This window comes from Cupriavidus necator (assembly GCF_013141915.1).
Taxonomy (GTDB): domain Bacteria; phylum Pseudomonadota; class Gammaproteobacteria; order Burkholderiales; family Burkholderiaceae; genus Cupriavidus; species Cupriavidus necator_B.
Window position 1 is genome coordinate 1 of the sequence record NZ_SROX01000026.1, and the last position, 18,662, is coordinate 18,662.

General features: G+C 61.3%; 22 protein-coding genes. 8 read left to right on the top strand and 14 right to left on the bottom strand.

The genetic code is table 11. The features are described 5' to 3' along the window. From E5S69_RS29995 to E5S69_RS30010, 4 genes are all read right to left on the bottom strand, one after another. Positions 1 to 486: helix-turn-helix domain-containing protein (locus E5S69_RS29995; protein WP_216621497.1), on the bottom strand; the 486-nt coding region annotated here is incomplete at its 3' end. 94 nt (positions 487 to 580) lie between these two features. Then, on the bottom strand, positions 581 to 1,597 hold the full coding sequence (locus E5S69_RS30000; RefSeq protein WP_115737250.1) for a CAP domain-containing protein: 1,017 nt from the start codon (positions 1,595 to 1,597) through the stop codon (positions 581 to 583). Between the two features lie 529 nt (positions 1,598 to 2,126). After that, positions 2,127 to 3,302, bottom strand: a complete 1,176-nt coding sequence (locus E5S69_RS30005) for a FlhC family transcriptional regulator (protein WP_115737251.1) — start codon at positions 3,300 to 3,302, stop codon at positions 2,127 to 2,129. A 12-nt stretch (positions 3,303 to 3,314) separates the two neighbouring features. After that, entirely contained in the window at positions 3,315 to 4,523 is a 1,209-nt protein-coding gene (locus E5S69_RS30010; protein WP_115737252.1) for a hypothetical protein, read from the bottom strand. 643 nt (positions 4,524 to 5,166) lie between these two features. Between E5S69_RS30010 and E5S69_RS30015 the strand changes: the two genes are divergently transcribed. From E5S69_RS30015 to E5S69_RS30040, 6 genes are all read left to right on the top strand, one after another. Continuing rightward, complete coding sequence (locus E5S69_RS30015) at positions 5,167 to 5,472, top strand: hypothetical protein (protein ID WP_115737253.1); 306 nt, start codon at positions 5,167 to 5,169, stop codon at positions 5,470 to 5,472. A 97-nt stretch (positions 5,473 to 5,569) separates the two neighbouring features. Then, a complete protein-coding gene (locus tag E5S69_RS30020) occupies positions 5,570 to 5,998 on the top strand; it encodes a hypothetical protein (protein WP_115737254.1) in 429 nt (142 codons plus the stop codon). Between the two features lie 3 nt (positions 5,999 to 6,001). Continuing rightward, positions 6,002 to 6,793 (top strand): hypothetical protein, encoded by a 792-nt coding sequence (locus tag E5S69_RS30025; protein WP_216621498.1) that lies wholly within the window; start codon positions 6,002 to 6,004, stop codon positions 6,791 to 6,793. 12 nt (positions 6,794 to 6,805) lie between these two features. Continuing rightward, positions 6,806 to 7,369 carry a single-stranded DNA-binding protein gene (locus E5S69_RS30030; protein ID WP_115737255.1) on the top strand — a complete coding sequence of 188 codons (564 nt, stop codon included), beginning with the start codon at positions 6,806 to 6,808 and terminating at the stop codon, positions 7,367 to 7,369. Between the two features lie 210 nt (positions 7,370 to 7,579). Continuing rightward, complete coding sequence (locus tag E5S69_RS30035) at positions 7,580 to 8,656, top strand: primase-helicase zinc-binding domain-containing protein (protein WP_115737256.1); 1,077 nt, start codon at positions 7,580 to 7,582, stop codon at positions 8,654 to 8,656. A gap of 100 nt (positions 8,657 to 8,756) precedes the next feature. Continuing rightward, entirely contained in the window at positions 8,757 to 8,966 is a 210-nt protein-coding gene (locus E5S69_RS30040) for a hypothetical protein (protein WP_115737257.1), read from the top strand. A gap of 70 nt (positions 8,967 to 9,036) precedes the next feature. Here the strand turns inward: E5S69_RS30040 and E5S69_RS32720 are convergent, their stop codons facing one another. The 3 genes from E5S69_RS32720 to E5S69_RS30050 form a co-directional block, all read right to left on the bottom strand. Then, entirely contained in the window at positions 9,037 to 9,162 is a 126-nt protein-coding gene (locus tag E5S69_RS32720; RefSeq protein ID WP_272871751.1) for a hypothetical protein, read from the bottom strand. Between the two features lie 86 nt (positions 9,163 to 9,248). Then, positions 9,249 to 9,707: a hypothetical protein gene (locus E5S69_RS30045; protein ID WP_115737258.1), complete on the bottom strand. Its 459-nt coding sequence runs from the start codon at positions 9,705 to 9,707 to the stop codon at positions 9,249 to 9,251. 11 nt (positions 9,708 to 9,718) lie between these two features. Next, positions 9,719 to 10,720, bottom strand: a complete 1,002-nt coding sequence (locus tag E5S69_RS30050; RefSeq protein WP_115737259.1) for a PRTRC system protein D — start codon at positions 10,718 to 10,720, stop codon at positions 9,719 to 9,721. Positions 10,721 to 11,794: 1,074 nt separating this feature from the next. Between E5S69_RS30050 and E5S69_RS30055 the strand changes: the two genes are divergently transcribed. Together E5S69_RS30055 and E5S69_RS30060 are read left to right on the top strand one after the other, a co-directional pair. Next, entirely contained in the window at positions 11,795 to 12,925 is a 1,131-nt protein-coding gene (locus E5S69_RS30055; RefSeq protein ID WP_115737260.1) for an integrase domain-containing protein, read from the top strand. A 5-nt stretch (positions 12,926 to 12,930) separates the two neighbouring features. Continuing rightward, positions 12,931 to 13,581: a hypothetical protein gene (locus tag E5S69_RS30060; protein WP_145987318.1), complete on the top strand. Its 651-nt coding sequence runs from the start codon at positions 12,931 to 12,933 to the stop codon at positions 13,579 to 13,581. A gap of 33 nt (positions 13,582 to 13,614) precedes the next feature. On the opposite strand, the gene E5S69_RS30065 is transcribed toward E5S69_RS30060, so the two are convergent. The 7 genes from E5S69_RS30065 to E5S69_RS30095 all read right to left on the bottom strand — a co-directional run bounded on the left by E5S69_RS30065 (position 13,615) and on the right by E5S69_RS30095 (position 18,655). After that, entirely contained in the window at positions 13,615 to 14,529 is a 915-nt protein-coding gene (locus E5S69_RS30065; RefSeq protein ID WP_115737262.1) for a DNA/RNA non-specific endonuclease, read from the bottom strand. Positions 14,530 to 14,579: 50 nt separating this feature from the next. After that, positions 14,580 to 15,170 (bottom strand): hypothetical protein, encoded by a 591-nt coding sequence (locus tag E5S69_RS30070; RefSeq protein ID WP_115737263.1) that lies wholly within the window; start codon positions 15,168 to 15,170, stop codon positions 14,580 to 14,582. 58 nt (positions 15,171 to 15,228) lie between these two features. Then, positions 15,229 to 15,498, bottom strand: coding sequence for a hypothetical protein (locus E5S69_RS30075; protein ID WP_115737303.1), 270 nt, complete (start codon positions 15,496 to 15,498; stop codon positions 15,229 to 15,231). Between the two features lie 45 nt (positions 15,499 to 15,543). Continuing rightward, positions 15,544 to 16,575, bottom strand: coding sequence for a phage Gp37/Gp68 family protein (locus tag E5S69_RS30080; RefSeq protein ID WP_115737264.1), 1,032 nt, complete (start codon positions 16,573 to 16,575; stop codon positions 15,544 to 15,546). Beyond that, the gene (locus E5S69_RS30085; RefSeq protein ID WP_115737265.1) at positions 16,572 to 16,871 is read right to left on the bottom strand and encodes a hypothetical protein; all 300 of its coding nucleotides are present in this window, start codon (positions 16,869 to 16,871) and stop codon (positions 16,572 to 16,574) included. Before E5S69_RS30085 ends, E5S69_RS30080 begins: the two co-directional genes overlap by 4 nt. Before the next feature lie 124 nt (positions 16,872 to 16,995). Continuing rightward, positions 16,996 to 17,424, bottom strand: a complete 429-nt coding sequence (locus tag E5S69_RS30090) for a DNA translocase FtsK (protein ID WP_115737266.1) — start codon at positions 17,422 to 17,424, stop codon at positions 16,996 to 16,998. Further along, the gene (locus tag E5S69_RS30095) at positions 17,414 to 18,655 is read right to left on the bottom strand and encodes a DUF1173 family protein (protein WP_115737267.1); all 1,242 of its coding nucleotides are present in this window, start codon (positions 18,653 to 18,655) and stop codon (positions 17,414 to 17,416) included. The genes E5S69_RS30090 and E5S69_RS30095 overlap by 11 nt, the downstream gene beginning before the upstream one ends. Positions 18,656 to 18,662 lie beyond the last annotated feature (7 nt).

The window sequence follows — 18,662 nt, forward strand, 5'->3', positions numbered from 1 at the left end:
GGCATCGAGTTTTTTTAGGTACGCCACCTCCGCGCGCAGGTATTCGTTCTCCTTGAGCAACTGCTCACGGGTGCGCTCATCCGGCTCGGAGGCCGGTGGGATGGGTTCGGGCGGTAGAGATTTCGGCATCTTTCGGGGGCGTCCCTTGGGACGGGGCGATAGTGCAGACAGACCACCCTCATGATACTGGCGTTCCCAGCGGCCGATGGCCCCCGGATCACGAATCCCCAATATCGCTTGCACCTGAGCTTGCGACAGGTTGTCTCGCCGCATGCGCTCAAGCGCCGCGAGCTTGAATTCTGCGCTGTATTTGGTGTGCCCTTTGCGCCGTAACCCTTGCTTACCATGGAGCTCATACTGGGTAACCCACTGCCGGGCCAATGTACGGGCCACTCCATACTCCCGCGCCAGGTCCCTATAACCGATACCTCCGGCTAAATATCGCTTCACTACCTTGAGCTTCAGTTGCTCGTCGTGTCTCGCCATGAAAAACACCCCAAGGGTTGGATCGGTGTCCAACTCTTGGGGTGCAGTTCAATGCGGGCTTTTCTCTTGCTGCGCTCAGTCTTGCATTGCCGGATTAGAACGCCGTAAAGCTCCACGACTTGTTGATGGGAACGCCGTTGCGAGCGCCGCTGAAGGTAGCCGTATATGTTCCAGCCGGAAGCGGCTGCGTCGGGAGCATGAATGCAACACCTGGATAGACGCGGGCGTCCTCAATGGCGGTAGCTACGGATCCAGACTTCGAGTTAGTCGGAATCAGAATGCGCACGGGAATAGCGACCCCACCCGGCCCTGCAAGCGAGAAGCTGGACACTGTCAGTACGTCGGTCGATTTCGCAGCAGGAACACGGAACATGATCGGGTGGCCTGCAGCGGAAAGATCTGGCGCAGGATTTGGTGACTCTGCGGCAGGAATGAACGTACCCCAGACATTCTCGCCATCGACAGGAGAGTATGCAAAGGTCGCCTCGGGCATTTGTTGCCCACCCCACGCTGGAAGTCCATAGCCACTTCCGTTGGCTCCAGTAGCGACACCAAAATTGATGACACAGAGACTGTCGCGGTTTGCAATGCCGATGGTCTCCTGATTGCTTGTGATCGATTGCAAGTGATAGATCGAATTCTTGAAACTATCAACGCAAAAGGCCGAGCGATCAGATACCTGCGCAACCCATTGGTTCGGGATGGCTCCGGCAGCAACCGCCTGGTCGTAAGGAGTGGCTCCGGTGTACCCTGGCTTGCCGGCAGTTTCATCGTGGCCGAAATCAGAGTTTGCCGCTTGGTAGGCGAGATGATTGTCCGCGGCCTTATCGAGTGCAGCATCCTGACGCAGCGCACCTACGCCCATTTTGAGGCGATAGTTGTTCAGGTCATTAAAGGTAGTCAACCGCGCATCCGTGGATGCATACGTCGGCGGTGTAACGCTCGTCGACGGCGGCACCGACGTGGGGCCTTGTGGGGTCGTCGGCACTGTCGGCGTGGTGGGCTGCTGGTTGGAGCCGCCGTCATCACCACCACCACCACCACCGCAAGCGGCGAGAGCAAGCGTCATGGCCGTGACCAGGGCCGAGAGAGCGAGTTTGGACTGTTGCATGTTTTCTTCTTCCTCTGACTTTGGACCGGCCGGGGATCGACCGTTACTTTTAGCTTACAGGCGGGCACGAGAAGTCAAGTACCGGCAATCCCCAGCCGGGCGTGAGAATACACGAAGGGATCTTGGATAGGACGGCACGGGCAGCCGGAACTTGACCCCCTGATTGGGGGGTATCGTCTCAGGTGGTGTAGAGCGACTGTCCGCAGTGATTGCAGACGTGGTACTGCTTCACCGAGAACATCCACTGCTTGCGCCAGATGCGGATGCTTCGCGAGCCGCACGAGTTACAGGACATGCCGTGTTTCGTTGCGCATTGAGGATTGTCCAGTCGGTAGCGTTGAAGCGTCGGCGTCGCCTTTGATGGCAGCAAAAGGAGCAGGAGCAGTCCAAAGTAGTGCGTGCAAAAGCAAATCGCCGCCCATTTGAATCCGCTCCTACCCCAGCGTCGAGCCAGCCGGTATGCCAGGATCGGGGGGATTACAAAGAGCAAGACGAAAAGAATGGAGGTATGCATTTCAGTTTCCCTCGGTCACTTGCGACGACGCACTGAGCCATTGGGCCCGCCTAAAGTACCGCTGCAGCCCGGGCAGGAGAACGCATGGCTGAGTTCAATGCGCGGTGCTGTATTCGCAATGAGGTAGGGCGTTCTGCATACCCTGCAGGGTGCTAGTTCCAGCTGCGCATCGGTGGACGTGGTGCGACAAATGTGGCACGCGCGGTCCGCCGAGATCTTCGAGGTAGTTCCGAAGAACTTGTCGAAGAGGTCATAAGCCGAGATGAAAGCCTCTGGCACGTTCGCTCCGAAGGCCAATGCGATACGGTAGAGCGAAACCATGATGGTTGCCTGGAGTCGGTGTGTCGGGTGCTCGAAGTACCAGGCGGTCGAGGTAGGCAGCTGGCCTGATGGAGAGGATCTGCCGTGAATCTGCTGAAATAGCGTTCTCGTGCGCGTGGATGTAATCCCAAGCAGTGAGGTGATGGTTGATGCTCGACAGTGGCTGCGAACCATCATTTCGCTGTACACCTTCTTCTGAAGGGGCTCCAACCGGAGGTTGGTCCAGCTATGCTTCGTTGCCATGCGATCGGCACGCATCGGGGTAGAGGCGAGGAAATGGTGCCCATTGGAATCTGGTCCGAGCCGCTTCGAGTCGAAGTCTACCCAGAAGGTCTTGCTGTGCAGGCGCCAGCGGAAGATCGGAAAATCTACCCGTGCGATGGCCATGTCGAGCACATGTTGTGGGAGAGATCGAAGATACTCTGCAAGCTCCTTGGTGATTCCGAGAAGAGGAGCGGCCAGAATGCTAACGTGTAGCAATTCAACGATCAGCCAAATGTAATGGCGATTGTTGTAGAACAAACGGAGCTTGTCGTCGTTGCTCCAGACGGGCAGCTGCGATCGCAATGCGTCGACGGCCAGGGTCGTTGTGGTGTTCTCTGTGAGGCAGCGCCAATCCTGTACTTCGGACAGCGTCGGCACGACAACGAGGAACGGCGTGCCCATCAAATCGCGTTGCGTCGCTTCAGCTTTGCGCACCCTGTCGACGGCCGCTTTGCTGATGTGCAGGGGCTGTTCCAGCTCGGGGTGGGCCCCCAGGAGTTCGGCCAGGTGATCGGTGAGGTGATAGTTTGCCGAGCGAATACGGTCGCACGTCATCCGGGTGAGTTGCAGACGCTCGAACTCTGCGGTTGGGGAATGCGGTTGCATGGGTCGTTGCTCCTATTTTGCTTTGATGGCCGAGCGGATTTCAGATTGAAGGCGGCCGACGATGCCGTCGAGGACTGTCAGAGTCGGGCGGAATTCGGAAATGTCGCCGGCCATCTGCACAGTCAGTTGGGCCGACGCAAAGCTCGAGACCGCCTGTCGAAACGCTTCGACTAGCTTCGCCAGTTCGTCATGAGCGCGCGCTCGCTTGTCCAGAACCGCAGTACGTTCGGCGATCTCTTCTTCGATCCTCTGACGCTGAGAAATGACGTTGTTCAGCTCGGTCTTGGCGGTCGCAAGCTCTTCGTTCTTGGCGGCTAATGCGTCTTCCAAGGTGGCATAGCCGGGCGGAACAACAGGCACTTCGATAGATTCAGGGCGGACGTTGCCCTTTGCAAAAGCGATGCGTTCCTGAAGTTCACGCTTCTCTCGTTCCAAGTCGGCAACCTGCATTCCGAGTGCGCTGTAACTCGAGTTTTGCCTGGTCATCTCCTCACGCAACTGGGTAAGGGTCAGACGATCGGTGTCGCGTTCGGCCGTCAAGCGGGAGAGCTCGGTGTTGAGCCGACGGATTTCATGGTCCTTGTCGGCGTTCTCGGAGATGGTGCTTGCAAGTTCGGCTGTGGCGACGTCGAGCTTGGACTGGACATCGAAGACTTCTTCCTGTTTGCGGCGCAGTCGCTCGACGAACTCCCGAATGTCCTTGCGTCGATAGGAAGGATCGTTTTCTTTGAATTCGATCACCGCGTCGATTTCCTCCGCGGTGTAATCACTCCGGCGAAGGATCATCAGCTCACCGATGTTCAGCTTCGTGAGCGCGCCGTTATGTTGCAGGAAGCGCCGGTAAAGGTTCAGCTGCAAATGAGCTTGGCTTCGTGTCAGGTGCAGGACCTCTTCCGCGATCGTGTAGAACATCTCCAACGCACGCGTTCGTGCGACTCTCGTGTCGCCATACATGGCGACGGCAATGTCCATGGTGTGGTCATGCATCTGTTGGAGATCTGCGCCTTGGTCGCGCAGCAGCCGCTCAATCTTGTCCCTCGTGCGCTGAAGATTGCGCACACACTGGAGTAGCCGGCTGAACGCGTCCGCGTCCACCGGTGCGCCGCCGAGTGCGTTGCGCAATGCCAATTCGGCACGCGACGCCTCCGGTTGCAAGGGGAAGTTGACGATGTCAGCCTGTACGGCCGGAGTTTCTTTCGGCTGGTCTTTTTTTTGCGGCATCTTTGCTCTCGGAAATGGACCCTGACAACCAGCGTAACGACCCAAAAACGTTGTCAAGTGGCCTCGTGGAGAGTACGAAACGAGACAGCCGCGTTGTTCCCAGAAATCGCCTCTTTTAGGGGTGGCTTTCGTCGGAAAGGGCAGAAAGCAGGTTGCTTATGCAATCCATATCGCCAAGGCACCGACGAAATGTAGGGGTTTCCCCCTAAGGTGCGGGGTCGAATTAAGCGGAACTAACAACAGTAGTAAATGGAACTAATATCAGTAGGGGGCAGGTGCGGGCGTTCGCCTGCTGGATAGCCCGGGGGCGGCGGGGCGCCAAACTGGTGAGCATGCTCACGCTTTTTTTCCAGAAAGCGAGGTGTTTTTGTTGGTCTTTCCGGCGGTTGCGGGCGTCAGAGTCCTATTAGGATCTGAGAGAACTTCAGCGTCCTTTACGCATCGACATGAGCGCGGGCCTTCCTGGCGCTCCATTTCAGCAGTCGTTCATCCACGTCAGCGTGCTTCCGCCATGCGCTACCGCATGACGCAAGTACGTTGAAGCGCTGCAGCTTCTCCTCCAGAGATTCCTTGCTCGACCGAGCATCGAATAATCGCCTGGCATCCGTCAGGAAATCCCTTTTTTTGTTTCTGGAGAGAAACCGTGGAATCCTTTGTCACGAACCTCATCAAGCGTCCGTTCCAACTCCTCATGTTCTGCATGGTGCTGTATATGGCCTCGCAGTCGTTCATCGTCGGTGCCTTTGTGACCGTCGTCGGGCTTTCGTTCCTGTATCACAGGGGTGTTGCCTGGACCAAAGCCATTCCTGCAGCGCCGAAGGTTTCGATGCCGGACGACGTGTCCAAGTCGAAGCCGGATGTTGAGCTGACGGCGGAGCCCGAGCGGCAGTACGAGCGCTCGGCTGTGGTAACGCCGATTCGTCGGACGGGAACACACGACCGTTCCTGATCCCAAGCCGCCCCTCTGGGCGGCGCTTTTCACCTGTCGCGGGTATCCGATACCCGCCGGCTGGTGGGTCTTTCGGGTGCCCGACCCGGAGACCATCATGGAAACAACAACCGCCGGATGGCAGCTGGACTTCTTTGGTGAAGCAGCCGCTATCGTCGTGCCGCCTCCCAAGCTCGACCCCTTGCCCGACCCGTCTCAATGGAGTGAGACCGTGCGGGAAAAAATGGTCGACGCCCTGATAAGCCTGGCCTGCGACAGCAGGCGGGGCGACAACATGCCGGAGTCCCTGATCGATTGCGCCGAGATGCTGCGTGCCCGCATGCGCAATCGCGCCCTCGACATCGAGGACTACTCCATGACGCTGGGCTGGATCTTTGGATACTGGAACGGCGCGCTGCCCTATACCTACGTCTGTGCTGTATCGGGGGTTGATCCCGAGACGCTGCAAGACGTAATCCTTAACCATCGCCGGTTGCGTGAGGACCTGGAAGCGGTCCGTCGCCAGTGCTGTGGCTCACTTCTTTGATCAATGACCTGGCTCAATCTCATCAAGCGCGTAGCTGGTGCCCTCAATGCCGAGCGGCGACCAGACACCTCCGATCCGATTCCAGTTGGAAGAGGCGACCCGAGTGAGCGGCAGTTCTATGTTCACGGTGTCCCCCATCTTTTCCGAAAGGAAGCCGATCGCGTGGTTCACTTTGTAGGTGTCTTCGAACACCGCCTTCAACGCACCCAGTTCGGCGACAAGCTGCTGCCCGAGGTTTTCCCGCGGTGGAAAAAGGTCGGTGAGTACCCGAGAACGTCCCTGGAACAAGTGGCTGCGAAAGTCATTCAGGAAGGCGTTCAGCACGATGCACCGCGGCCTTCGCAATCTGGTGACGGTGCGGAGATCCGCCGCCGCGAGCGACCAACGGCTTCGGCGCGCGACGCGCAGCGTTCTGTTCGACAGGACGGGGCGACCACCCGCACCGGGAATGTTGCCTCCGACGCGGCCTCATCCTCGGCCTACACCGTGGGCGAGTTGCTTGAGTGGGGCGAAATGACGTTCCCCAGTCGAAAGCCAGGCGGGCCGCGTACCTACACGTCGTTCGCTTTGAAACTGGCCACGTCCACCGGCGAGAAGATCCTCCAGGGCGAAGGCCTGAAGGATGCGCTGGCCGATGCAGGCTGCAAGCTTGGGGACCGGATTGCCGTCAAGAGACTGCATCGGGAAAAAGTGCCGGCCTTCGACAAGAAGAGCGGCTCCCCCATCATGGACCGCACGACCGGAGAACAAAAGCTCTGGGATCGTTGGGTCTGGACTATTAATCTCGTACATTGAATTGGAAGGATCATGGCATCCGTAAACAAGGTCATTCTCGTTGGCAACCTGGGTGCAGACCCGGAAACGCGCTACATGCCTAGCGGCGATGCCGTCACCAACTTTCGCCTGGCCACCACCGATCGCTACAAGGACAAGCAGTCGGGGGAGATGAAGGAAGCCACCGAATGGCACCGCGTGGCGATGTTCGGCAAGCTGGCCGAGATTGCCGCCCAGTACCTGCGCAAGGGCTCGTCGGTCTATATCGAGGGCCGCATCCGCACTCGCAAATGGCAGGACCAGTCCGGCCAGGACAAGTACTCCACCGAGATCGTCGCGGATCAGATGCAGATGCTTGGCGGCCGCAGCGGTGGCGGTGCTGATGAAGGTTCGTCCGACGATGGTTACAGTCGCGCTGGCTCTCAAAGCGGCGGCCGGGGACATGGATCTGCGCAACGCGCTGCGCCACAAGAGCAACGCAGGGCGGCTCAGCCCCCCGCGCAGTACGGCGGCGGCTTCTCTGACCTCGACGATGACATCCCCTTCCAGCGCCCCGCAGCGCTGGACGGCATTCCCTTTCGGTATGACGGCGCCTGATGTAGTGCGTCAGTCCGTCCGCTGAAACTCTTCTTCACAACTGCGAGCGCTTCGGCGGTCGCAGTTGTCTTCTCCCGGCAGTTCTGCCGGCTTCCTTCCCCACAAAGCGCCATGCTGAAAAGACCTTCTGGCCAAAGCCGGGATGTCCTTTGAGCAAGCGTCTTATCGCCTGTCTCAGGCATCGACCCATCCTCCCAACGGAGCCATCCCATGAAGCAACTGAGTGACATTGTGAGAAGCTGGACGCCCGCTCAATGGGAAGGTCTGCTGAAGCGGTATCTGCCAGCTGAAGTCCTGACGGACAACTTCTGGCAAGGACGCCCTGGTCGTTGCCCCCTCTGTGGTGGCCATGACCGTTTTACCTTTGACAACAAGCGCGGCCGCGGCGACTGGGTGTGCCGCAAGTGCAATGCGGGCAGTCCAAAGGCCGGCGACGGTTTGGAGCTTGTACGCTGCTTCACGGGCTTGACGTACTGGCAACTAAAGCTTGAACTCAACGGAGACGGATCCATTCCGATTGAACCTCCTGGCCCAGCTCGAAGTCCAGAGGCGCGCCGCAAAGTCGACGACCCGGCCGCCAAGATGCGCCGCATCGTCAAGAAGTGGAACGCCGCGGCTGAGTTGGCACCTGGCGATCACGCGATGCGGTATCTCGCTGCTCGCGTGCCCGGGTTGCATGCTCCTCGTCCCAGCGCGCTGCGTCTTGCCGAGCAGGACTACTGGCATGACGGTCAGATCATTGGCCGTTATCCAACCATCCTTGCGAAGTTCGCGCTGCCAGACGGACGCATGGCGACAGTGCACCGTACCTCGTTGGATCCTTCGGTGCCTGCCAAGGCGTTGATTGTCTCGGAGGACGGCGAAATCCTGCCTGCCAAGCGCAATGATGTCTCGGCTTTGCCTCTGTCCGGCGGCGCGGTGCGCCTGATGTCACCGCGCGCCGGCGAAGTTGGCGTGGCCGAAGGCCTGGAAAGTGCGTATGCAGCCTACATGCTGTTTGGGGTGCCGACCTGGAATTGTCTGAATCGCGTTTTGCTCAGCCAGTTCGAGGTACCTCCAGACCTAGGCATCCACACGGTCCACATCTTCGCGGACTTCGACCAGATTGACCCAGCGACTGGTAAGTCTCCCGGCATGGCCGACGCATTGACGCTCCAGAAGCGGTTGCGCACTGCAGGGCTACGTGCTGTGTTGCATCGCCCCAAGATTCGGGGCACGGACTTCTGCGATCAGTGGCGCACCGAGTATCAGTTGCGCCTCATGTCCCGTCAGGCGGTCGCAGCCTGACCTAACCGCCACCTCATGGTGGCTCCATATTCAACCTCTGCCCTGTGGGTTCTTCCCGCAGGGGGAGTACTCCGTGGCAGGCTCTCTCAGGAGATTAACAATGCCACAGAAGGGATTCACCGCCATCGTCAACAAGCTGCATATCCACGCGATGCGCAGCGCGGCCGCGACGGAAGTCAAGGCCGGCCAGTCGGAAGCGCAATTCTTTGATGTGTACCGCCGAGAGCCGTCGGGAAGCATGACGTTCGTCGACCGGATGCCATCCTTCGATTCGGCCCTTGACTACTGCCTTGCCCCGACGCTTCATTGAAGCGCGCCAACCCTTAAACAAAATGCCCAGCGATCGCTGGGCATTTTTTTTGTCCGCGTGGAACGGTGAGTCAGCGCCGCTTGCGGGCCTTGACGCCGTTGTAAACAACCAGGAGCGCTTCCAGCACGCACCAGCCGATGAGGACTGTGAACACAAAGCGGTTGATGCCGTGAGTGGTGGACAGGTATTCGAACATGGTCTGGTTCCTACTTGTTGTTGTCGTCAAGACAAGGTTGCCATCGAAAGTGCCCCTGTCAAGCTCCGGTCGGCAAGGGAATTCTACTAGCCGAAGCGCGCCATGGCCTCGTTAAGGGCGCCAAGGTCAAGCCCCGCAAGGGGATCCGCGCCAGTGGTTGGGGCCGGTGACAGCGCGGGCACCGAGGTCGGCGCAGGGCTTGGCGCCGCTCGCGGTGGTGGTTCAGCGGAGGGGGATTCGAGGACAGGGGCGCTCAACCTAACCGCCCTGTCGGGCTGCGCCTCCATCAGAGCTACCGGTGCCCGGTCGGGACGTTCCAGCGTCCGGGGGCTGGGCGCTACAGGTGCAACGGTAGGTGTGAGCGCTGCCGATGGCGGGCGCAACAACGCATCCGGTCCAGCGCTCAGTACCAGCTGCAGCCCGCGCTGCGCGAGCAGCTTGAGCATGAATGCCCGCTCCCGGGCCCCGGTGTACTGCTGCAGGTAAGCAAGCAGGTCCGGAGCCGAATCGGCGGACAGCGTCACGGTCATCTGGAGCTTGTCCATGGCCGGTGTCCTTAGGCCGCCTTGGCGACTTGCCTGGCGGAGCCGATGGAGAAGAAGCCGCGGACGTTGGCGAAGCAGGGGGCGTCCATGATGTGGATCACATTCAGCGGAAACGCGGCGCGGATCGTCGGTGCATAGAGCTGGGCGCCGCCACCAGTCAGGATGATGGCCCGGATGTCCTCGGTGCGTCCGACGCGGGCCTGGATTTCCTTGACAGGCTGGTGGGTCACGGCCATCGCCTCGGCGAGGTAAGGCGAGACGTCGAGATCCTGCCCGTAGAACACCATCGGCTTGGCGTCGCGGATGGCTTTGTCGATGCGCTCGATGCTGTCGGTCGGTTGTCCACGGTCAGCGGAGATCAGGCTCGCCACCTGCTGGTAGATCCGGGCTGCGCCGCCCGGCGCGCCACCGCTGCGAGTGTCGTCCATGGTGTAGCCCCGCGCCACGACCCAGTCGGTCGTGAAGTAGCCGACATCGATGACCAGATAGGCGTTGTCGGGGTCGTAGTTATTGCCGCTCTGCTGGATGTAGGTGATCAGCGTGCCCAGCGGCTGCGGTAACGGCAGCACGCTGTTGATCTGAACGTTCCCCCAACCAAAATTGTGGCTTCCGGTGAAGCGGTCCTTGAGGAATGCGGCGTACTTGTGGGTATTGTGTACCGGCAGACCGAGCACCAGGCGATCCACTTCGGAGGCGTTGGCGTAATGCAGCGAGCCGGCGAGCAGGGCGGCATAGTTCGGCGTCGTGACATAGTCTTCGGACAGCGAGCGGCCGGTATTGACGTGGGCGGCGCTTAGCGAAACATCGGGGCCCACCTCATACCGCGCGCCGTCAATCTCGACGTTCACGACATTGCGTGCTCGAAACATGCCGCCGGCGTGTGCGGTAAGAGACGACGTGGCGGCAACCGGCGCCAGCGAGGGGAACATGTTGGTTGCGACCTCCGAACCGAGGGGGAAGGCGGACTTGGTGTTGCCGTAGCCAACATCGATAGCGACGGTCGAGATCTTCATTTGGTTTTCTCCTGGAGGAAATCAGTGATGGATGGCTGCGATGTGCTCCGAGTCCCGAAAGTCCCAGTAAGTGGCACTTGCTACCTCGATCTGGGAAATACCCTGACTTGGGGCACCTCAAGTGCCATTGACGGCCTGCAGTTTGGGCGGCTCATCTGGCACTTGCTAGGACTTGATCGGTTCAGCTTCGATCAACTAGGACTCAGTGGCACATCGACATAGCTCACTCTACCCCCGGAAAATCAAAGTCAAGTCGCCAAAATCTCGCGAATTTGCCCGCTCATACATTGCAACGCTGTGGGGCGGTGGTTTATCCTTCGAGAACCTACCGCGTCCCCGACGCATCGACCCCGCCGCCAGCTGCGCGGCATACCGCTATCCCATACCTTGGCTTCCAAGGCTCAATGGTGATACCTGTCCAGGCCGCACAATGAAGCGGCATTTTTTTCAATCGGCTCAAGCAAATACTGGCCAACACTGAGGACACCGGACACCGCGATACCAATTGGCTTTGCGGGTGGTTTGGGAGAATTGGTCGCACTGAGGACATGTGTAAAGCGGACACTCCGGACACATTTGGCCCTCTATCCCCTCTACACGCCCAGCAGCTATCAGCGGGGTAAGCGAACACTGGAACCCGATACACCGCGGTTCAGATGTCGCTACCTGACGGGCGGGACGTCGATTGCAGCGAGCAATCGGACGATCTGGAACCATGACGAACGGTGTGCGCGACCGTAGACGAACAGCGCAACAAGAGTTACGCGGGCGGCGTAGTACGGAGAATGCTCCGCACTGCGTTCATGCCGGGGTGCGATTCCCCTGGCAACCGGGTAGCCCAGCGGGGATTCTCAGCGCGAATGCGCATGGGAAGGACCTGCCGGGACAGTCATGCACGTTTCTTCCGCGTGAGGGCTGACCAGCCAATGGATCGCTAAAGGTCGGGAAGGCAGGACCATCGCCGATGGCTAAACGGCAAAGCAAGGCGACAACGCAACAGCGAAAGGTGGGCTACGGGGAGCACACCGCTGCGTGCGACGCCAGTCGTGGTAACAAACCGTGGGAAAAAAGGAAATGCGACAGGCAGCGGTATTCGACATACGCGGTCTGCTGAATCGGTACGGCTTGCCGACCAGGATGAAGGCCGAACTGGAGCAGGTCTTAGTCGATAACCTGAAGAAGATTCTCAGTCAGACGCGGGTCAGCCTGAAAAGCGCGTCGATCAAGACGCAGGAGCGGCGCATGTACACCGTGTGTCGCTCCCTGGTCGAGCTTCGCGAGCTCGGGTTCATGATTGAAAGCCCATACTCGCTGCGACACAAGCACGTTCAGGCCCTGGTGGATAGGTGGGTGTCTGGTGCACAGAGCGCTGGAACGATCGAAAACAAGCTTAGCCATCTGAAGGCATTCTGCCAGTGGATCGGAAAGCACCACCTTGTTCGGCCGTTGGGCGAGTACACGGACCGGGCCGCAAACGGCTTGATGCGGTCGTATGTCACCACGCAGGACAAGTCCTGGGAGGGGAATGGCGTCGATCCGGCCGAGTTGATCGCTCGGATCGCCGAAGAGCATCCGCGCGTGGCCGTGCAATTGAAGCTTCAGGCGGCGTTTGGGCTGCGCATCGAAGAGAGCTTCTCGCTCAAGATTCTCACCGCGCTCAAGAACGTGGATACGCTGCGCGTGGTCGATGGTACCAAAGGTGGACGAAAGCGTGAGGTTCCGGTACGGATGCAGTTGGATGTCCTCGAGGAAGCCGCGCGCCTGGTTGATCCCGTTAGCGGGTCTACGACTCCATCGACGTACTCGATAGCGCGCTGGCGCAGCCACTACAACTCGGTGATGCGCAAGTATGGCATCTGCAAGAGTGGGCTCGGTGTGACAAGTCACGGGCTTCGCCACGGGTGGATGCAGACGCTATACGAGGAAATGACCGGCGTACCGGCGCCTGTCAGGGGCGGCGAGGAGCCGGATCTTGAAACCTATCGTCAAGCGATTCAGGAGGTTGTCCTGGCTGCGGGGCACAGTAAGCCATCCAAGAGCGGGGCCTACCTTTCCACACCGAGCGCGATGGCCCGTATGGAAAAGCCTGTGGTAAGCCGGGAGCGGGCGATGGAAGTGCTTGGGGCGCTGGGAGGGAACAAGGCGAAAGCCGCGCGCGAGTTGGGCATCTCACGCCAACGCTTGTATCGACTACTTGAAGGGTGATGGAGATGGACGCAAAAGTGTTTGAAGACCGGATTTATTCGATGGCCGAGGTGGCGACAATTATGGCGTACGGGATGTCCCCAGAGGCCCTCAGCAGCTGGCCTTGGGTTGACTTGCCCGACTATGTGGTTGCCGAAGCCAGGGATCGGGTAGCGTTGCCTGATTCGGGGCCGTTTGAACAGGAGGAGCTGGAAAGCGTGCTGCGCCGACGGCGCGGCCTGCGCATGGAGTGGGGCGTTGTGGTGGCCGAGGTGGTAGCTTCGCTCGAGTCGGAAGGCTCCTCAGTAGTAGAGGTCGCTGCATATTTGAATGAGGACCCATACCTGGAGTTGCCGCACCTTGGATGCGGAGGGCAGTCTGCAGGTATTTATTTGAGCGATTTGGTCTGCGCGGCCCTGGAAGGGAACCCCGATCGAGCGATCTTCGATGCCGGCCTTTCATGGGCGGACAATGACGAAACCGGGCAAGCCTTCTCCATGATCGGGTTCAGCGAGCCAGGCGAAGAGCTCAATTTCTCGGAGTTGGGTCGCCGCTTGGGGCGCTGGCTCCTGGGAAGCAATGTGCCTGCATTGGTGGCCGCCTGCCAGCAACCGGAGTTTCTCGCTTCCCTCGAGGATGATCTCAGCCTGCCCATTACACGCACGGTCGTTTGTTGAAGGCCCCGAGGCGGCCGGTGAAAAGATCGATGGTTATCGTGCGTAGGCCGCAGCCAGTGCCACCATGGTGCTCGCCGCCCTGGCAAGCCTCTGCAGTGGCTCTGCCGCTGGCACAGAAGTGGTCGCCTCGGCGCTGGCCAGCCACGCGAAAGACACCTTCCTTGCCGCCCGCTCGCCGGGGTGCGGGGTGGGCGGCGGCAAGTCCAACGGGTTCATGCGCATCGTTTCCGGCAGCGACGGAAACGGATCCACACCGACAAAATGAGCCAGCTCGCCGATGCTCACGACGCTGTAGGCTGGGGTCGCGTCGTTTCGCGCGATGTAGGCGGCGGCACCCATGCCCGGCACATAGATGGCCTTCCAGACGAAGTCCGGGATACGGATGCGGTCTCGCAGCGTGCCGGCGTTCCGAATGAATGCCGGCCCGGTAACGACGTAGGCGGCGCCGACCTTGCGTACCAGGCGCCGGGTCGATGTCTCGAGGTGGCTCCACGTCCGGCGGTTGGAGAAGGGGTGCTGCGGGATGATGTTTGCGAGGCTGAAGCTTTCCGCCTGCGATTCCTTGTCGCCGAAATCGCCGCTGGGCGCGAGGTGTCCTCGATCGAATCCGGCGCCGCGTCCGTAGTCGATCAGACTGGCTCGCTCGTCGCGGGGAAGCCTCGGCTCCTCGTAGAAGTCGCTGTCGCGCGGCAGTTCACGGGCCGCGTCCACTGCAGCCCGGCTCAGATGCTCTGCCGACCAGACGGCCGTGCGCGTCCGCGCCGAATGCAGGACCGCATAGGCGCGAAAGCAGAGGAGACGGTTGTCGGCACTCCTGCTGATCCCAGGTGGTCGGCCATCGGCGAAGACCCGCGAGCATGCGGACGGTGATGGCTCTCTGGCGCTCGCCTCCGCGGCGGAGAAGCACAGGACGAAAGCGAGGGCGGAAGCGGTTAGGGTGCGCAGCATGGAATGCTCCGGAGCAGTAGAGATTCCAGCTTGCCGCAACGAGCCGGAAGTCAAGGTTCGGCGCTATCCGGCAGGCTGTCCACGGCGCGCGCGACAAATTCCTCCAGGATGGGGAAGGGCCATGGATCGTCTTCTTTGGCTTCCTCGGCAATCGCGGCGGCCAGTGCCGGAACGTGGTCGAATCTGACCATGGGCGCGCCATCTATATAGATGACCTTGGAGCGGCGCACCAGCTTGCGGTACCGGCCGGCATCTTCCAGCACTGTCTCGGGCGGGGAGACATGCTTGAAGTCGACGCCTGGCCGTGCCAGCGCCGCGGCCATGGCCGCGAATTTCGGCCCATTCGACGTCCAGTCCCCTGTGGTGGACGCGAGCAGGTTTAGGAAATACGGGATATCTGAGGCGGTCAGTTCCCGCCGGGCAAGCATGGAGATGGTTTGCGCATCGGCGGGCCGGTGTTCCACACGGGTATTCCAGATGGCGCGCAGTTGCGCGAAGGCCGTGTCGCTGTCGGTGGATTCGAGGCGAATCGGAGGGGTCGAGATGCCGCACTCCTCGCAGACGACGACGGCCTGGAGGCGGCCGGCGATGAATAGGGCGGCGCCATCGCAGTGGGCGCAGTTCAGCAGGCCGGTTGGCATGGCGGGGATCCGGGGTGGAAAAGCCGGAATTATGCCCTGCGCCGCCAGCCGGCCGTCATCAAAGCTCGTCGGACTGCTCGAATACCGGCTCGTTGATGGCCAGGTAGCGCGTGGAGGTGGTGAGCAAGCCACGGCGGGCCGTGCCCTGGAAGCCCTGGAGCATTTCGCTGTGCTCGCGAAGGGCGCGGCCGATTTGCCAGAATTCGTTGAGCCAGTGACCCGGCTCGCCCATAGGCCCTCCCATCCTGCCGGTGGCGATCGCGCCCCGGATCGCGAGGACGGTCTCGGGCTCGGGGTACTCGGATGGGTCGTTGTCGAAATGCTGCATTGCTTCCTTTGTTGAGTGCATTACTTTGAGGGTCTGGCCGCCGCGTCAGGCGGTTTCCTTGTAAAGGACCTGCCGACAAGCTTGCGCGATATCGGCGCTGCTGATCGGGAAATCATCGTGCTGCACGCCGTCGAGTAGACGGCCGGCTTGACGCTTTCCCGCGCGGTGGACCATCGACCAGCCATCAGCGCTGGAGGCGCCGGCCGGATAACCAGCGGCGGTGAATCCACCGTTCACCACGCGGCCGTCGCGTGCCACTGCCGCAGTCTCGTAGCGGCCGGCCCCGAAATCGCCGGAGCCTGGGGCCCATTCGCCGTGCTGCTTGAATAGGAACGGCACCCCCGCTGCGGCGCACTGGTCTCTCAGCGAACGAGGCCAGTCCGGATGCATTGGGCGCGCTCCGGACCCACTCTCTCCACCCACGATGATCCAGTCGATCGAGGGGTCGGATGTGGAGAACACGTCGACGGGGCCCAACAGCGGCTCCATCGATAGAAACCGCATGCGTGCCGGGACGCGCAGCAGCTTCGGGATATCCCGGTCGGCCTCTAACTGATTGACCACGGTGGCGCCGAGCCAGATGTCGACGGGAGCGTTACCTTCCAGCCAGCTGGCCAGCCACTGTACCGTCGCGCTGCTCTCGCGGCCGTTCCTTGTCGACATGAGGTAGTCCAGTGCTTGCTCAAGCCGACGCGTAGCGTTGCCGATGCGCTTCGTCAGGACCAACTTGTCGAGGTTCGGGGTCTGGCGCCAGACTTCCAGCACGTCGACGAACCATTCCAACGGCACCGTATTGTCGAACACGTCGGACAGGCTCGCGCAGAAGACCCGTTGCCGGCGGCCATGGATGGTCGCAAACGCCGCATGTCGGGCGTCCCACAGCAGCGGCTTGCGCCAGTTGGCTGCTGATGTGCGCCGCCGCGGCGCGCCGGGACCCCAGTTGATGGCGATCCCTCCGGCAAACCGGGCGTTGCGTGCTTCGGCGTAGCAGTGGTCGCAGCCCGGCCCGACCTTCTGGCAGCCTTCCCACGGATTCCAGGTGTGGTCTGCCCACTCGATACGGGTGTTATCGCTCATGCGGGGACGTCCTCAAACATGTCGATGGTACGGGTGTCGCGGTCGGGTGGGCATTCCGCGGCTTGAAGCAGCAGGCTAATGGAAGCCGACCCGTCACCACCGTACGGAGTATCGGACTCGGTCCAGCCATCCTTGAGGTCAGTTGGTGCTCGCACGCGGCCGGCCAGGTCGTAGCGTGGCTCGGCGCAATCGCCCTCGATGTCCCGACGGTCGCGCCTGGCCACGGCCAGCGCCGCCTCGGCGTTGTCCGCCTGAATGACGGCGCGGTATACGAGTTCTACGTTGAAGAGGGGCATGATCGAATCTCCTCCCTTGCGACGCCTTCATGCAGGCCGAAGACGCGCTTGGGTTGCTTGAACTGGATGCGATCCAGCGTAGCGCGCACACAGGCAAGTCAAGGGATGGGATGCCCGGTCGCCATTAACCCCCGGCCGCACTCGGCCTGAAGCACACGACCGGAAACTCAAACAGCGTCGCGCATGCGCATGCCTCGCCGCAACGGGCGGAGACCGTGGTCTCTTTCGCAAGCCCGTGTCGGATCGCGGCCGCGCGCAGCTGGTCTGCGTCGACACGATCCGTGGTGAGCGCGCTCAACACCTCCCGAGTGAAGCTGGTAAGGCGCGCAAGTTCCTCGCCAATCGGGCCGTGGATGTAGAGGTACAGGCCATTCTGCATCTTGCGCACTACCATCGTCTCGGCCGCCATCCGTTCCAGCAGTGCTTCAGCAGCACGCCAGCCGATCCGCAGATGGCGCTGGATGAGCGCGGTCGACGCCGCGCGATGCTGGTGGACCAGTTCGACGGCCTGGTGGAACAGGTCGTCGGTGAGCGCTGCGTCATCAGCCTCCATGGGCCACCTCCGATCGGCGTGCCGCCCGCGGCGGGAGCTGGACCGAGTCCAGGTCCTGGGTGGGCGCGTCCCACTCGACCACGGTCACGCCGGCGGCGCGGTAGTGCTCGCGCTTGGACGCCATCCTTGCGTCGTACTCCGGGTTGCCGGTGAGCCCAAGGACTTCGAGCATGACCTCCGCCGCGGTGTCGGTCAGCACGAAATCCGGGTGGACCGGTGCATTGCCAATGTGGCGCAGCGGCTTTCGGAAGGCGCGGCGCAGCGTGACCAGATGATCCGCCATGGCCACTTCATAGGTGGAGTCGCAGGGCAGGAATTGCGCGTTCGTCAGCATAGCCGCACCATCCACGATCGTGAGGTAGTTCCTGTCTGCCGGCTTCTCGACCAGGAGCATGGCGACACACCGCTGATTCGGCTGGCCGGCACCGGCCAGGGCCGGACCGTAGGAGCGCTGCAGGCGCTCGTATAGCGCGCTGCTCATGAAGCACCTCAACTGCGTTTGCCGGAGAACGAATTTTGCTCCGAATTGCGATGGCTCGTGCGCCGCAACCTCAGCGACCAGCAGGCCCCGCGGGCTGCCCGCTGCAGTGGGCGTGAGCCTTGCCAGCCAGGCATCCTGCTCTGCCAGGATCTCGGCTTTGCGCGAGGGGTCCCATCTCTCCACGATATGGAGCGTCTTGTCGGCGGGCCGGTTGTTGATGCGGCAGTCCGCCAGCTCGGCGCTCAGCTGGGACCAGCAAGCGCTCCAGCCCCGTCTGCCGGACCCGGTCCAGAGGTTCAGACCCGCCTGTTCCCACGCGAATTCGAGGAAGGCGAGCAGGCCCGCGGTGCGGCGCTGCGGTTTCTTCGATTCGCCTTCGGGGTTGGATTTCACCGGCTTTGCCGGTGTGCGGCTGCTGATCTTTAGACTCGCGTCGAGCCGGATATCCAGCGCGCCGTTGCGGAAGCGGAACGGGTCCAGGTCGGTGCCGGCACCGCCCTTGCCGGTGTTGCGGCGTTGGAAAGGGCAGTTGTCGCCGTGCAGTTGCGCCTGCTCGGGCCAGCGCGCGAGCAGGAAGATCTCTCGGTGGCGCCGAATAACCAGCTTGGGGCGCGGCGGTCCGGACGTGCAGCCGCACTCGGCAAAGCCTTGAGTCGTCTTCGCGCGTTCCAACAGGCGGGAATGCCGACCTGGGTTTTCCAGCACATCTTCAAGTGGCAACTCGCTGTTGCCAACACGAACGGTGATCATTGGCTTC